The organism is Arsukibacterium indicum (assembly GCF_019100565.1).
GTDB classification, from domain to species: domain Bacteria; phylum Pseudomonadota; class Gammaproteobacteria; order Enterobacterales; family Alteromonadaceae; genus Alishewanella; species Alishewanella indicum.
This window is the reverse complement of the sequence record NZ_JAHRID010000002.1, coordinates 352,513-367,669: the sequence shown is the minus strand read 5'-3', so window position 1 is coordinate 367,669 and position 15,157 is coordinate 352,513. Positions and strand designations below refer to the sequence as shown.

The 15,157-nt window shown below is 47.6% G+C and carries 16 protein-coding genes; 10 read left to right on the top strand and 6 right to left on the bottom strand.

Annotated elements, in window-relative coordinates; translation table 11 throughout:
- Positions 1–2 precede the first annotated feature (2 nt).
- The gene (locus KQY15_RS06230; protein WP_217668291.1) at positions 3–560 is read right to left on the bottom strand and encodes a TetR/AcrR family transcriptional regulator; all 558 of its coding nucleotides are present in this window, start codon (positions 558–560) and stop codon (positions 3–5) included.
- A gap of 138 nt (positions 561–698) precedes the next feature.
- Here KQY15_RS06230 and selD point away from each other — a divergent pair, with 138 nt between their 5' ends.
- The gene (gene selD / locus KQY15_RS06225) at positions 699–1,739 is read left to right on the top strand and encodes a selenide, water dikinase SelD (RefSeq protein ID WP_217668289.1); all 1,041 of its coding nucleotides are present in this window, start codon (positions 699–701) and stop codon (positions 1,737–1,739) included.
- Positions 1,739–2,857 carry a tRNA 2-selenouridine(34) synthase MnmH gene (gene mnmH / locus KQY15_RS06220; RefSeq protein ID WP_254795468.1) on the top strand — a complete coding sequence of 373 codons (1,119 nt, stop codon included), beginning with the start codon at positions 1,739–1,741 and terminating at the stop codon, positions 2,855–2,857. Before selD ends, mnmH begins: the two co-directional genes overlap by 1 nt.
- Here the strand turns inward: mnmH and KQY15_RS06215 are convergent.
- The gene (locus KQY15_RS06215) at positions 2,854–4,065 is read right to left on the bottom strand and encodes a methyl-accepting chemotaxis protein (RefSeq protein ID WP_217668287.1); all 1,212 of its coding nucleotides are present in this window, start codon (positions 4,063–4,065) and stop codon (positions 2,854–2,856) included. The genes mnmH and KQY15_RS06215 overlap by 4 nt on opposite strands.
- Positions 4,066–4,287: 222 nt before the next feature.
- Between KQY15_RS06215 and KQY15_RS06210 the strand changes: the two genes are divergently transcribed.
- Together KQY15_RS06210 and KQY15_RS06205 are read left to right on the top strand one after the other, a co-directional pair.
- Positions 4,288–5,595, top strand: a complete 1,308-nt coding sequence (locus KQY15_RS06210; protein ID WP_217668285.1) for an aminotransferase class V-fold PLP-dependent enzyme — start codon at positions 4,288–4,290, stop codon at positions 5,593–5,595.
- Positions 5,596–5,683: 88 nt separating this feature from the next.
- Entirely contained in the window at positions 5,684–6,166 is a 483-nt protein-coding gene (locus tag KQY15_RS06205) for a DUF4199 domain-containing protein (protein WP_217668283.1), read from the top strand.
- Positions 6,167–6,346: 180 nt separating this feature from the next.
- On the opposite strand, the gene KQY15_RS06200 is transcribed toward KQY15_RS06205, so the two are convergent.
- Entirely contained in the window at positions 6,347–7,654 is a 1,308-nt protein-coding gene (locus KQY15_RS06200) for a M56 family metallopeptidase (RefSeq protein WP_217668281.1), read from the bottom strand.
- Positions 7,655–8,029, bottom strand: coding sequence for a BlaI/MecI/CopY family transcriptional regulator (locus KQY15_RS06195; protein ID WP_302850300.1), 375 nt, complete (start codon positions 8,027–8,029; stop codon positions 7,655–7,657). It abuts the gene before it with no gap.
- A gap of 216 nt (positions 8,030–8,245) precedes the next feature.
- Between KQY15_RS06195 and KQY15_RS06190 the strand changes: the two genes are divergently transcribed.
- From KQY15_RS06190 to KQY15_RS06175, 4 genes are all read left to right on the top strand, one after another.
- Positions 8,246–9,100: an SPFH domain-containing protein gene (locus KQY15_RS06190; RefSeq protein WP_254795465.1), complete on the top strand. Its 855-nt coding sequence runs from the start codon at positions 8,246–8,248 to the stop codon at positions 9,098–9,100.
- Positions 9,101–9,111: 11 nt separating this feature from the next.
- Positions 9,112–9,306, top strand: a complete 195-nt coding sequence (locus KQY15_RS06185) for a type II toxin-antitoxin system antitoxin (protein WP_217668277.1) — start codon at positions 9,112–9,114, stop codon at positions 9,304–9,306.
- Positions 9,307–9,406: 100 nt separating this feature from the next.
- Positions 9,407–9,946, top strand: a complete 540-nt coding sequence (locus KQY15_RS06180; protein WP_217668275.1) for a DUF4426 domain-containing protein — start codon at positions 9,407–9,409, stop codon at positions 9,944–9,946.
- Positions 9,947–10,073: 127 nt separating this feature from the next.
- Complete coding sequence (locus tag KQY15_RS06175; RefSeq protein WP_217668273.1) at positions 10,074–12,239, top strand: TPR end-of-group domain-containing protein; 2,166 nt, start codon at positions 10,074–10,076, stop codon at positions 12,237–12,239.
- Between the two features lie 61 nt (positions 12,240–12,300).
- Here KQY15_RS06175 and KQY15_RS06170 read toward each other — a convergent pair whose 3' ends face one another.
- Positions 12,301–13,308, bottom strand: a complete 1,008-nt coding sequence (locus tag KQY15_RS06170) for a hypothetical protein (RefSeq protein ID WP_217668271.1) — start codon at positions 13,306–13,308, stop codon at positions 12,301–12,303.
- A gap of 237 nt (positions 13,309–13,545) precedes the next feature.
- Positions 13,546–14,004, bottom strand: coding sequence for a redox-sensitive transcriptional activator SoxR (gene soxR, locus KQY15_RS06165; protein WP_217668269.1), 459 nt, complete (start codon positions 14,002–14,004; stop codon positions 13,546–13,548).
- 102 nt (positions 14,005–14,106) lie between these two features.
- Here soxR and KQY15_RS06160 point away from each other — a divergent pair, with 102 nt between their 5' ends.
- Both KQY15_RS06160 and KQY15_RS06155 read left to right on the top strand, forming a co-directional pair.
- Positions 14,107–14,547 carry a VOC family protein gene (locus KQY15_RS06160; RefSeq protein ID WP_217668267.1) on the top strand — a complete coding sequence of 147 codons (441 nt, stop codon included), beginning with the start codon at positions 14,107–14,109 and terminating at the stop codon, positions 14,545–14,547.
- A 1-nt stretch (position 14,548) separates the two neighbouring features.
- Complete coding sequence (locus tag KQY15_RS06155; RefSeq protein WP_217668265.1) at positions 14,549–15,112, top strand: flavodoxin family protein; 564 nt, start codon at positions 14,549–14,551, stop codon at positions 15,110–15,112.
- The last annotated feature ends 45 nt before the right edge of the window (positions 15,113–15,157 follow it).

Sequence of the window (15,157 nt, the reverse complement as noted above, 5' to 3'; positions counted from 1 at the left end):
CATTATCGACATAAGCCGAGCTTATTCAGATTACTGATGGCCGATTTTAGCCGTGCCAGGCTGGTTGTTTGTCCGGGTGAGCTATCATACAACCAGCCGATAAACACGCTGCTGAATATGCCAGTTAGCGCCAGCTCCTGGGCAATCCGGGAAGCGCCGCTTGCCTGCAAACCGGCCAGTTCCCGTAACCATTGCACGGTGCGGCTTATCCGCAGTATTGCCGCTGCCTGTAAATGAATATGGCCCGGCTCCAGCTTGTAATAAAGCATTTGCCGGGTAAGTTGCTGATACGGCGCTAAGCTATTTAACCAGCTGCGAATGGCCAGCTCCAGCTTCTCTGCCGCATCGCTGGCGCCTGATAACTCAGTATTAAACATTGCCATATCAGCCCGGTCAAACCAGGCATCTGCCAGCTCATCTTTTTGCTTCACGACCATCGCCAGCTCTGCCAAATCAATATTTAAACTGTTGGCCAGAGTTGTTAACTGCAACCCTTCCCATCCCGTGCGCTCTGCCAGTTGCAATGCCAGGTCAAGAAGTGATTGTTTATCCACAGCCATGACTATTTGCCTCACTGATTATTTAAATCATTGTTAAAGTATAGTGGCCTGCTGTGCCTGGCAGGCAAAAGATGGCTTGTTATTGCAAATGGCTTTGGGTATGTTGGCTATATTGTGTTGTTGTCCGGTGTTGTTGTCATGTCCGATTCTCCCGTTTATAAGCTTACTGAATTCAGCCATGGTGCCGGTTGTGGTTGTAAAATTTCACCGCAAATACTGGACACCATTCTTAAAACCAATTCTAACTTTACCGACGGTAAATTGCTGGTGGGCAATAGCAGTAAAGACGATGCGGCCGCTTATGATTTGGGCGACGGCAGCGCATTATTAAGCACTACCGACTTTTTTATGCCGATTGTTGATGATGCCTTTGATTTTGGCTGCATCGCCGCCACCAATGCAATCAGTGATATTTATGCCATGGGTGGCCGGCCATTAATGGCTATCGCTATTTTAGGCTGGCCGGTGAGTAAACTGCCGCCGGAATTAGCACAGCAGGTATTGGAGGGGGCCCGCCACACCTGCAAAGAAGCCGGTATTATGTTAGCTGGCGGCCATAGTATTGATGCCCCAGAGCCGATATTTGGTTTAGCGGTTAGTGGCAGGGTGGCAATAAACAAGTTAAAACGCAACGACACTGCCAGGGCGGGGGACAGGTTGTATCTTACTAAGCCGCTGGGGGTGGGTATTTTAACTACCGCCCAAAAGCAGAAAAAACTGCAGGCCGGGCACGGGACGCTGGCACGGGATAGCATGGTGCAATTAAACCGGATTGGCGCAGAAATTGCCGCGCTGCCGGGGGTTCATGCCATGACTGACGTGACTGGTTTTGGTTTGCTGGGACATTTAATGGAAATGTGTGAAGGCAGTGACGTGGATGCGATACTGGATATTACGGCGATACCAACGCTGCCTTTTGTGACTGATTACATCGCACAGGGCTGCATTCCAGGCGGTACCGGCCGCAATTTTGCCAGCTACGGTGCTAAGGTTTCGCCACTGACACTTGAGCAGCAGGCCCTGCTATGCGATCCGCAAACCAGTGGCGGCTTACTGCTGGCCGTCAGCCCGGATGCAGCAGCGGGTTTTAACGATATCGCGTTAGCGTACGATTTAGTGTTACAGCCAATTGGCAAGCTGACCTCGCGGGGTAAAGGCCACCGCATTAATGTGGGTTAATGGCAACATTAATGGCTGCCGACTTACCTCTGGCAAATGATTACCAGCAAATACTGCGGCAGCAGCTGCCACTACTTGATTTGCGGGCACCGGTAGAATTTAACCGCGGTGCTTTTACCGGCAGTGTTAACTTGCCACTGATGACAGACAATGAGCGTGCAGCTATTGGCAGCTGTTATAAGCTACAGGGGCAGCAGGCGGCAATTGCGCTTGGCCATCAGCTGGTGCAAGGTGAGGTTAAAGCAAACCGGGTGATCGCCTGGCGTAATTTTGCCCTGAAGCACCCAAATGGCTTACTGTACTGTGCCCGGGGCGGCCTGCGGTCGCAAATTGCCCAGCAGTGGCTGGCTGATGCCGGTGTTGTATACCCCAGAGTAAAAGGCGGCTTTAAAGCATTACGTCAGGCCGCCATTACAGTTATTGATCAGGCAGCGACCATGCCTGTGCTGCTTCTGGCGGGGCCGACTGGCAGCGGCAAAACCCGCTTATTACGCCAGTTACAGGCGGTAGACCTTGAGGCACTGGCTAATCATCGTGGCTCGGCTTTTGGCCGCAAGCTGGCAGCGCAACCATCACAAATCCGCTTTGAAAATGATCTGGCTGGTGCGCTGTTGCAAGTGCAGACAGTTAACGCTCCCTATTTACTGCTGGAAGATGAAAGCCTGCTTATTGGCCAGCGCAACATTCCGCACAGCTTGTTTCAGACAATGCAGCGCAGCCCTTTATTGCTGCTTGAGGAGTCACTCCAGGCGCGGATTGAGGTAATACTGCAGGACTACATAATCGATTTACTGGACGAAGCCATGACTTTATACGCCGAACAGGGCTTTAGTCAGTTCAGCAGCATGCTGCAGCAGGCAATGGCCAGGATTAAAAAGCGGTTAGGTGGGGCGCTTTACAGCGAGCTAAGCACGCTGCTCTGTCAGGCATTGGCCATTCAACAGCAAAGCGGTGATATCAATTTACATCGGCAGTGGATAACGCGGTTATTAACTGACTATTACGACCCGATGTATCAGTATCAGCTGAATAAGCGTGACTTGCCGGTACTGATGCAGGGCAGTGCCGGCGAGCTTAGCCAGTGGTGGCAACAGCAAGTAACTGCGGTTGGACATTAGCTTCGGGCAAAGCGCCCCAGTTGCTGCTGGGTGCGGGCAGTGCCGCTTAGTAAGTCTTTCGCTGCTTTATCAATCGACGCCATTTGCTGGTGCGCATCAGTGGTTACTTTTTCAATTGCGCTTAAATGCTGATGGGTCTGTTGATAGCGCTGCTCCAGTTGCAACACGGTCTGACTGATATTCTGAATACCATTTTTTGCCTGCTGCAGTTCCTGTTGTAAATTACTGAATTCACTACTCGTATCAGCAATTTGCTGCTGTGCTTGCTGGGCTTGCTGGTTCAGGCTTTGTGATTCAGTGCGGGTTTCGCCTACCAGTTGTTCCATTTCATTCAGAAAGCCGGAAATTTGCTTAGTGGCATCGTTGACCTTGGCAGCCAGGGTCCTTACTTCATCTGCTACCACGGCAAAACCACGGCCAGCCTCACCGGCGCGGGCCGCTTCAATGGCAGCATTGAGTGCCAGCAGGTTGGTCTGATCAGAAAAGGTTTCTACCATCACCAGTATTTGCCGCACGTTTTCAGAGTTTTTATGTAAGCCATTAATGGTGTTACCAAAGGTATCAAGCAACTTAACAATGCCGGACAACTGGCCACTTAGCTGCTGCATCTGGCCACTGGCCACTTTAGCTTTATCTACTGCATTACCTGACACCTGGTTAACTTCATCACCATGCTGAACAATGTCTGCAAGATTATCCAGTACCTGATCGCTGTCCCGGCGAATTTGGCCACTGCGTTTTTCAGTGTCCTGTAAATGCTGGCGGGTACTTTTTACTGCCGTTGAAACCTGCTCGTTAACCTGATGCGTTTCCTGCGCCTGCTGGTGAATGTCACCCAGCAGCACGCCAAGCTGACTGACAAACTGGTTATATTCCTCCGATAAGGTTCTGAACTCATCAAAAGTAAAGGCTGGCAGGCGCAAGTTAAGATCAGTGCCTTTACGGTTGGTGTCATGCAGCGCGCCGACCAGGGTGGATACCGGCCGCACAAATAAATAATGCATATAGCCTATGGTAAAAATAAAAGCGCTCAGGCCCAGCACCAGTAACGCCCACCAGCTGCTGTTAGCGCCATCTTCAGGGTAGGCCATATAAATTGCCAGCAAAAAGAAAACAGCTAAAAAGCTGATATTGCCGATTATTTTCCGGCTAAGGGTGCCAAAAAAGGTGCGTTCAACAAACAGATAAAGGGAGGTAAAGCCGCTCATAACATGTAAACCCTGCCAGCTTAAACAAAGTAAAATTAGCTTATCACAGCCTTTAGCTACCCGCGAGCCTGCTGCAGGCAATGGGTTTGATCTGAAATAAAGGAGCGGCTGAAAGCATTCAGCCCCTTATATTGTAAAGCTGCCACTATGCCTATAGTGACGTATTTGCTGTGTTGTTTAGCTTGAACTAAACTGATTAAAATTTAACCAGCGGTGGTTATTATGCAACGGCGCGAATTTCTGACTAAATCCTCCTTAGTGCTCGGCAGCAGCTTGCTGCCTTTACCAGCATTACTTCAAGCCGGCTCAACGCAAAATGCCGCTGAAATCCAATTAAAAGCCGGCGATTGGACGAGCCTGCGCAAGCAGTTTGTTCTAAGTTATGATTACATTCACCTTGCTACTTTTTTACTGGCCTCCCACCCTAAACCGGTTGCCGATGCCATAGCGCGGCACCGGCATGCTTTTGATGTTAATCCGTCTGACTACTGGCATGAACACTTTATGACCATCGATGCTGATATTGCCGCAGCCGCTGCCCGTTATATGGGGGGCAAAGCTGAAAACATTGCTCTGACAGACAGCACCACTATGGGCCTGGCGCTGGTATACAGTGGTTTGCAGTTACGCCCGGGCGATGAAATTCTGCAAACGGTACACGATCATTATTCTACCGATTTGTCGCTGCAGTTACGCGCTGAGCGTACCGGTGCAAAGGTGCGACAGGTAGCGCTATACGACAATCCGGCACAGGTGTCAGTCGATCAGGTGGTGAGCAGATTAAAAGCGGCCATCAGCGCTGCGACCAGGGTAGTAGCGGTTACCTGGGTGCACTCGTCTACCGGGGTGAAGCTGCCGGTGCATGCTATTGCAGCCATGCTTGCCGACGTTAACCAGCAACGAAACGAAGCTGATCACATTCTGTTTTGTGTCGATGGTGTGCATGGCTTTGGCATTGAAGATATTGACGTATCAACCATTGGCTGTGACTTTTTTATTGCCGGCACCCACAAATGGATCTTCGGGCCACGGGGCACCGGTGTGGTTTGGGGTAGTGATCGGGGCTGGTCGCGCTGTAAAGCCGTGATCCCGAGCTTCAGCCGTTCTTACGATGTCTGGCTGGGTGGCAGTACTCAGGACCAGGTGCCAATGGGCGAACATATGACACCGGGCGGTTTTCATTCATTTGAACATCGCTGGGCGTTACCCGAAGCATTTGAGCTGCACCTGCAGCTTGGCAAAGCCAATGTACAGCAGCGGATTCATCAGTTAAACACCCTTACCAAGCAGGGCCTGCAGCAGATAAAGGGCGTAACCTTGCATACGCCAATGGCGGCAGAGCTTTCATCAGGCCTGGTATGTTTTGATTATAAAACCATGGCCCCGGATGACGTGGTAAAAGCGATGCATGGTAAGGGCATCATAATGAGCAGTACGCCGTATCGTCAGTCATACGCCCGCTTTGCCCCGAGCCTGATTAACAATGAACAGGAAATTGAGCAGACCCTGGCGGCATTACGCACTGTTTAAATAGGCGTCGGTTCAGGCAACAGCAGTGGCTTTTACAGAAAAAAGCGCTATATTTCTGCTGTGTCTAACCTAATAAGAACAATACGTTATGCAAAAACATCTGACTGAAATACGCTGGGGCATTATTTTTACGCTGGTGATGCTGTTATGGCTGTGGCTGGAACATCTGGTCGGGCTGCACGGGCCTTATATTGAGCACCATGCCACTTACACTAACTTGTTCGCCATCCCGGCTATTCTTATTTACGTGCTGGCGCTGCGCCAGAAAAAATGGCGTGATTATAACGGGGTGATGAGCTGGAAACAGGGCATTATTGCCGGTTTGCTGATAACCCTGGTGGTAGTAGTGCTAAGCCCGTTATCCCAATGGTTGTTCCATACGGTGATCAGCCCCGATTACTTTGCCAATGTTCAGGCTTACGCGGTTAGCCAGCAGATGATGTCGGCTGATGAAGCTGCTGCTTACTTTAATCTGTCAAGCTACATTGTCCAGAGCCTGATAGGCGCCGCAATTATGGGGAGTGTTACATCGGTGATAGTAGCATTTTTCCTGCGCAGCAAAGCTGCCTGATATTCCGCTGCCCAGCGGGAGATTGGGCAGCTTAAAGTAAGGTTAGTTCGCTATTTTAGGCAATGTTCTGTGCCTGAAGGATGGTAACACACACGGCGCACACGCAGTAAACGTTACTAGATAATGACGTTGTGCCCAATGACTGACCAAATTTTACTGCCGGATCCCAAAAGCTAGAGCTTACTTGGTCGGCCTGGCCTTTTTGTAAGGAATCGCCTTTATTTTATACGCACTTTGGCTTATGTCTGGATTATCTATTTCAATAACAGCCTCCTTACCTACAGCAACCTTAAGAGTGGGAGAGGCGACTATGACGGCTGCATTGTTTATATTTTCTACCAGTTCCAGCTCCAGCAAAATTACGTCACCAAGATCTGTCGCTTTATAATTGAATGAAAATTCATCATTAAATTTGAAAGATACTTTTTCTGCAAATTCTGACCAAATCTCTAGTTTAGCAGAGTGCTTATCTTCGGTACGGTATTCTCCTGAGGCTTCTCGGTTGTATAAAATATCTATGTCAAACGCTAATAACGAACCGATTTCTTCCGGGTTTGAATGCGCTGGTTTGTTGTCTCTGTCTGGAATTGCCGTGGCAAGCGTGTTCCATGAAATAGCGGTTGTCATCGCAAAGATTGATAGTGCAAAAAACAGTTTGTTGCTGAGGTTCATTTTCCGGTTTTCCTTTAAAAATTTAATTCTGGAGATGGTTGATGTGTCGACAGATACAATATTTGAAGCTAACTGACTGGTTTTGTGTAAACCAATAAATAATGTTAAAGATGAAAGATCACTGATATATTTATCTTTGCCATATTTCTTGCTGGCTTCTTCATCACAAAGTACTTCGATATAAAAGCGATTCAAATCTACCATTTTTCCAACCAGTGGGTTCCACCAGAAAAGGCATGAACAAAACTCTAAAATTAAAAGCCGTAGATTGTCGTTTCGTTTCCAGTGCTGCTTTTCGTGCGCAATAATAAGATCAATAAACCTCTTTTCTTGTATTTTATCTGAGATAACGATGATTGGATTCAGCACTCCCAGCAAATATCCCCCCAAGTGATATTGTGTTGAAAAAACAGGGATCTTGTGCTGGTTAGTGAGGCTATTCAAAGGCATTAGTGCATTGCTTAATAACAGCTTCCTTTTCCAGTTATATAATCTAAGCAGTCGATACAAAAAAATGAGCAACCCAAGCGAAATCAGGGTTTTAAATGTTATTTTAATTATGAAATCTATATTTACTTGTTTAGAGGAAATGTCAGCGGCAGTACCGGACAAAGCACTATTTGTAAATGAAACGATAATTGGTTCGGCTAATACTGAGCCAGGGATAAAGCCCGAAATAAGGCTATAAGGAATAAACCATACAAGAATAGCGAATAATGACATGAGGTAATTCGCTTTTGCCGATAGCTTTACAAATTTCATTAATGAAATTGCACTGATAAATATTAAAATATTTACTAAAAAGTAGCTCCACATCTACTTGAGTTCCTTCTTCTTTTCTCTTAATACCGACTCCAGGTACTCTATGTCTTTAATGCTTAGTTCTTCTTGCTCAATAATGTGCGCAACCAAAGGCCTGCTTTTTCCCAGGAAAACTCTATTAATAAATTCTTTTATAAGTGGAGTGCGTACATTTTGTTTTTCCATCACTGGAAGATAAAAAATAATTCTGCCGTCAGAGCGACTGCGAGTGACAGCTTGTTTTTTTTCCAATCTATCGATAATTGTCTTTACTGTTGAGTATTTTACCGCTCTTTTATTTTCAATAATTTTATGAATTTCAGGAGCGCTTGCTTCTTTCAATTCCCAGAATATTTGCATTACTTCCAGTTCGAAATCAGACAGAGACATATTAACCATACAGTAAGTCTACACGTGTAGAGATGCTAATCTACATTTGTAGAGAATGCAATAGTCAAAATCAAATAGCGCTGTTAGAACCGGAACTGATCAGAGAGAGTGGCGTGGCTGTCTGTTAATCGCCGAAATATTGAGCTTTTTTCTTGCCTTTTTAAAAATATCTATTAAAGTGATATCAAAATAATATCACATTGATGGGGTTTGATTATGTTGAAAGAACGAATGATTAACAGCAAAGGTGGCTTTGGTATGATTGGCGTGCTGCTGATCCTGCAGGTGCTGATGGTGGCTGCCCTGGTAGTAATGCCCGGCGTGTTAAAGGCCGTGTTTGCATTGGCCGCCATAGTGGTACTGGTATGCTGGTTTGGTTTTTATATGGTGCACCCGAATCAGTCGGCAGTACTGCAGTTATTTGGCCGCTACGTTGGCACCGATCTTAACAATGGCTTGCGTTGGTCTAACCCTCTGTATAGCAAGCAAAAAGTGTCGATGCGGGTGCGTAACTTTGAAAGCAGCAAAATGAAGGTCAATGACAGCGCCGGTAATCCGGTAGAAATTGCTGCGGTGGTGGTGTGGAAAGTGGTCGACAGCGCCGAAGCGGTATTTGAAGTCGATAACTATGAGAATTTTGTCAGCATTCAGAGCGAGTCGGCTATCCGGCATCTAGCATCCAGTTACGCCTATGATGCCGGCAATGATGACGATATCAGTCTGCGTAGCAGCACAGATGATATTACTGAATTACTGAAGAATGAAATACAGGCTCGCTTAAACAAAGCCGGCGTGCAGGTGCTGGAGGCCCGGATCAGCCATCTGGCGTACGCGCAGGAAATAGCCAGTGCTATGCTGCAGCGCCAGCAGGCAGCCGCTATAGTCGCCGCCCGCCGCCAGATTGTTGAAGGTGCAGTAGGCATGGTCGAGTCAGCACTGGAGCAGCTTTCAGAGCGCAATGTGGTAGAGCTGGACGACGAGCGCAAAGCCGCTATGGTAGGTAACTTACTGGTGGTATTGTGCGGCGATCATCATGTGCAGCCGGTATTAAATACCGGTAGCTTGTACTAGTCGGGGCGCTTGTGGCGAAAAAAGCGTTTGCCTTACGGCTGGATGACAAAATGCTCAGCGCCCTGCAGCGCTGGGCTGATGATGAATTCAGAAGTGTTAATGGTCAGATAGAGTATCTGCTGCATGATGCCCTGCGTAAAGCCGGACGTCTGCCATTAAAAAAGCCCGATGTTTCTGGTAGCAACGCCGACGACAAAGCAGAGTAACCGCCAGCGAATTAGCCAATGTTAAGCTATGCTTAGGGTATGTAACGGTCACTATTGAAAGCAGTTCGCTTTCTATGCCGTTAACCCTGAGGAGCTGCCGATGAGTTTTAAATTCAGCATGTTAGCAGCAGTACAATCAGCTAAGCATCTTTTCGCTACTATTATCGCTGCTGTATTCTTAACGGCTTGTGAGCGTCCCGCACAGAACGTTGCGCCGGCGGAACCTGGTAATAACGCAGAGGTGGTGATACCCGATAAGCCTTTAGGGCATGTGATGGAGCTTGACGGCTATACCCTGCGGGCTAATATTACCCGTGCCGATATACTAAACCAGAACATGGCAGAAAAATATGGCATTGCACCCAACCCTGATCTTGCGCTACTGAATCTGGTTATTCAGGACAATAGTGAGCCGCGCCAGGATGCAACGGTTGCTGCCAGTGTGCATGTCGAGCACGAAAACCTGCTGGGGCACACCCAGGTTATTGACATGCGCAAAGCCGAAACTGATGGTTATATTTCTTACTACGGCACCCTGGATGCCAGCTCACAACGTATTTTTCAGCTGAACATAAAGGCACAGCCAGCTGACACAGATCAGGTGCTGGAAATGAGCTTTGAAGCACGGCTTGACTGGTAAACAGCAATGCAGCTTGTTGTAACGACAGAATAACGGTTGCTTAGCAAGCTGACACCAGCGCCTGTTGTATAAACAGGCTTTGTTAACTAGTCTTATTATATTCGACACCTCTAAAGTCTATTCTATTTTGAAAACCTTTCTCAGTGAGCTAAAACGGCGTGCAGTAGTCAAATCGGTACTGATTTACCTGGGGTTAAGCTGGTTACTGCTGCAAATTATTTCGGTGTTAACCAGTACCCTGGCTCTGAATCCGTTGCTTGGCTCAGCGCTGTTTGTGCTGCTGCTAAGCTGCCTGCCACTGGTTATCTATCTGGCCTGGTACTGTGATATCAGCTTGGGTGGCATTACCCGCACCGCAAGTGCTAATGAGCAAGACAAACCCGCTGCAGCGCCGGGTGGCCGGCAATGGGCCGGTTTACTGTTGGTAATGCTGCTAAGTGGTTATGTAGGCCTTGAGTACTATGGCGTACTTGAGCAGCAACAGCTGGCAAAGCAGCAGGCAGCAACTGCCGCCAGCCAGGCTGGTACCAGCACTATTGCGGTGTTGCCATTTACTGATGACAGCGAAGGAAAGGATCAGGGCTATTTAGCACTGGGCTTAGCGGAAGAGATGACCAGCTTACTGGGGAGCGCCGCCAATTTTAAAGTATCGGCGTCGCGCTCCAGTCAGTTTTTAAGCGAGCAGGGTTTAAGCGCTCAGCAGATAGGTGAGCGTTTACAAGTTGATACGATACTAACCGGCAGTGTTAAGGCGACTGATAACCGGCTTAATGTGCGGGTACAGTTGCTCGATGTTAACAGTGGTAGCACCCTGTGGAGCAATAATTATGCCCGTAATTTAACCGATATTGCTGAACTAGAGCGGGATATTGGCCGCTCGGTAGTCAACACATTACAGGATAGCTTCGCTGCCGCCGGCAGCTTTGATAATTTGGCCGGTACCCGCAGTGCCGATGCCTATGTGCTGTATTTAAAAGGTCGTGAGCAGTACCGCAAACAAACCACCGAGTCCATGCAACAGGCCCGCCAGTTATTTGAGCAGGCCGTGGTGCTGGACCCTGAATATGCCAATGGCTATGTCGGGCTGGCGGATACCTTATTGTTATTGGCAGAAGGTGGTACAGGTGTAGCAGGTTTTGGCGTGATTAAAGCTGATCTAGCGGCCAGCATAGCCCAACAAAATATTGATAAAGCGTTGGCTCGCCAGCCTCAGATGGCTGAGGCTCATGCGGTAAAAGGGTTAATTGCTTTTGTTACTAATGATTTTTCCGCGGCAGTAAGTGATTATGACAAAGCGATTGAATTAAATCCCAGCCTTGCGATTGCCTATATGTGGAAGTTTGTTGCATTAAATTCATTGCAGCAATTCGATGAGTCGTTATCCGCTTTGCAGAAAGCGCAAGAGCTGGACCCGCTATTCCTGACAACTAGTTATAACTTGGGTGTTACTTTGACCAAACTTGGCCGCTTTGACGAAGCGGTAGCTATTTTTAAACAAATGCAACTGGACTTCCCCCAGTCACCGTTTCCACATCAGGGCTTAGCTGATATCTACTTTAGTCAGGGTAATTTAGTGGGTGCCATCACGGAAATTCGCCAGGCAATTAATTTATCACCAGATGATAAGCGGTTAGTTGGCAAAGTAGCATTTCCTATGTTGCAACTTGGTTTAACTGACATTGTGAAAGCAAAGTCATCAGATCCGGATTGGCAGGAAGCTATTGAATTTTCAACGGAGCACATTCTTGTTTTTGAGGAAAAGTTTTTAGAATTATTCAAACGTCTTGATTTTAAACTGGCTGCCAACCCCGATGATTACTGGGTTGGCTTTGAAGCGGGTTGGTATCAGGCAATGTTTGGTGATAAACAACAGGCGCTACTGCTATTTACCAATCGATTTGACTTGGTTGACGAGACAGAGCGGTTTGGGATGCCGCATTGTTCACCCGCCATTGAGGTGGCCTGGGCTGAACTTGAACGGGGTAACAAGGCAGTAGCACAAGGTTTAATTGAGCAGTGCCAGAGCTTATTAGCACAGCAGCTACAAGCTTCAATAAGCTATTTTGAACTGCATTATTTAGCAGCGCGAATATATGCGCTGGAAGGCAAATCAGAACAAGCCATTGAGGCGCTGGCCAAGGCGATTGATATTGGCTGGCGGGAGTGGTGGACTAAGTATGACCCGTTGCTGGCAAGCCTGGCTGATGAGCCGGAGTTTCAGCAGTTAATTCAGTTTCTGGACGATGATTTAGCGCGGCAAAAAGCGGAGGCGCTAAAGTTGTTTAATGAATAACATTGCCTAAAAAATAAAACGGGCTTTAGCCCGTTTTAATTAAAATGGAAGAATGAAAATATTAGTTTCGGGTTTTACGTTGTCTTCTTAAACCCATAGTTAATAAGCCTGCTAAAAGCAGCGCAATAGACCCTGGAGCATTAACCGGGGTAACCGGGCCGTCAATGGCCGGCAGAATACGCAATATCTCACCATCAGAGAAGAACGACATCGTGGGATCATTCACTTCTGATGAGCTTCTGTCGACATTGGTATAGCCACAAACTTCAATAAAGGGGTCGATGCCTTCATCCGGATTGTCCGGGTCGAAGTCAGGATTCGGCTTTTCGATACATTTTTGCTCGAATACTATTTCGTCCCCTGGCTGGTTACTGGTCATAAAAAACCGGCCGGCGCTGGACGATAAATCAACAGCGGCATGCACCATATAATCACCCGGCGCAAAGGCCATGGTTGGCGCGGTATTTAAAGTTACCCAGCCGTTCTTAATGGTGCCATCCGGCGTCACCAGATCGCCTGCGGTATTAATATCGCCGGCGAGGGAAACGTCATCGATTAACCAGCGCACGTTATAGCTGACATCGGGCGTATCAAAATACAGGCTGAAAAAGCCAAACATCGATAGCGCATCACCCTGAGTAAATTCCCAGACACAGGGCTCGCCATAAATTGCAAACTCTAATGCGGCGATCCCGGCGTTTAATTCGTCTTCAGTAATTAAACCGTTATCGAAATCCTCGTATAAAAAGTTTATTTCCTGCTCTAAATTATCTAAATCGTCCTGGGTGTAACCTTTAATACAGTCATTCGGCACGGAACCTAGGCCACGGCCGCCACCGCCAACGGCGCGCACTATACTGTTAGCTGCAAAAGGGGCATCAAAATTAAAAGCCGATTCAATAATCCCTACTTCATTTAAATACTGGTTATCAACATAATAAAAAGCCTGTGAATAATTGAGGCTTAAATCGCCTCTGCCGCTGGTTCTGATAATCCCAGCCTCAGCGAACTGGGCAATGAAAAACAACGCTAACAAAGGCAGGGTAAGTAGTTTTAAGTTTGTAGACATAGATATTCCTTAACATTAACGATACAACGTATGCGTTATTCTCACCACGTGTGACATGGCAGGAATGGGTAAGCTACAGGTACTGCTTTTGGAAGGGTGTTAAGGTAGCTGGTTAAAAACCAAGCAATATTTAAGCCGAAATAAAATAAGCTTATTATTTAAGCGCTTACTACTTTAGTTTATTTAAAACAGGCTGAGATTGTAAAAGACCTTGACGTATCTGGCTTAGGAGCAACACTAAGTCTGAGGCCGGGCTGAAGACTGGTCCAGTAGCACCGGGCCGCTACCTTTAGCACTTAGCACATCATCGGGGTTATACAGTGGGCATGAGTTCATGCTGAGGCAGCCGCAGCCAATGCAGCCGGTCAGGTCATCTCGCAGCTTTTGCATATAGCTAATTCTGGCATCTAGCATTTGTTGCCAGTTACTGGCAAGCAACTGCCAGTCTTCTGTAGTCGGGGTGCGGTTATCCGGTAGCGAATTAAACGCCTGTTTTATTTCCTCAAGACTAATGCCCATTTTCTGGGCTGCTTTGATCACAGAGATACGCCGCAACACATCCGGCTTATAACGGCGTTGATTACCACAATTGCGCCAGCTTTTAATCAAGCCTTTTTGCTCGTAAAAGTGCAATGCGCTGACGTTCACGCCACAACGCTTCGCTACCCGCCCGACACTCCAGGTTGCTTCTGCCATATTCTGCTCCGCAATTTTTTTACGCCAACCTTAAAAAACACTTTACCTAAACCTAGCTTGAGGTTTTAACCTGCCGGTCGAATTAATGCAAGGAGACAAGCTATGTATTTAGAACATGTAAATCTGGTGGTAGCCGATATTGATGCCATGCTGCATTTTTACCGCGCTGCATTTCCGCACTGGAAAATCCGCGATGAGGGCAGGGGCGAATGGTATGGTAAACCACGCAAATGGCTGCACTTTGGCGATGATTATCATTATTTAGCGTTAAGCGACCACGGTGAGGGCAATAACCGCGAGCTGGCGGGCCATAGTGTCGGCTTTGCTCATTTTGCTTATGTAACCAGTAACCTGGATGCGGTGATCACCAGATTAACTAGCGCCGGCTATGCCATCGCTAAACCTGGAGCAGAGGAGCCTTTTCGGAAAAACATTTATTTTGTCGACCCGGCTGGATTTGAAGTGGAATTTGTCGAGTATTTGAGCGATATACCGGCCGAGCGCAACTTAAACCAAGACCAGGTCCGTGTGGAGGAATATTAAAGTGGTAAAGGTTGCCGTTATTTTTCACTCCGTTGGTGGGACAACCAGGCAATTGGCTGCGGCTGTTGCGGCCGGCGCCTCTGAAGTAGCAGGCGTTAATGTTATTCAGGCTGAGATTGTCGGTACTGACGTTAAGCTTGGCCGGTTTTGCAATAGCTCGCTACTTGCACAACTTGATGGTGCAGATGCCATTATATTTGGCTCACCGACTTATATGGGCTGCGTATCGGCGCAATTTAAAGCTTTTGCCGATGCCAGCAGCGAGCGCTGGTCGCAGCAACTGTGGGCTAATAAAATCGCTGCCGGCTTTACCATTGGTAGCAATGTTAGTGGCGACCAGCTTAGTACGTTGCAATACCTGCAAGTCTTCGCGGGACAGCATGGCATGTTATGGTCTGGGTTAGATATTCCAGAAAACAACGGGGTTGATAGCTTTAATCGGCTGGGCGCACAATTGGGCCTTATCGCACACTCTGTCGGTGGTACAGTTGATGAAGCTGATGTGCGTACTGCACATTATTTAGGCCAGCGGGTGGCAAAAGTTAGCAAAATATTTGTTTCCTGACCGACGGAAAAAAACCGCTGCATTGCAGCGGTTTTTGGTTTTAAA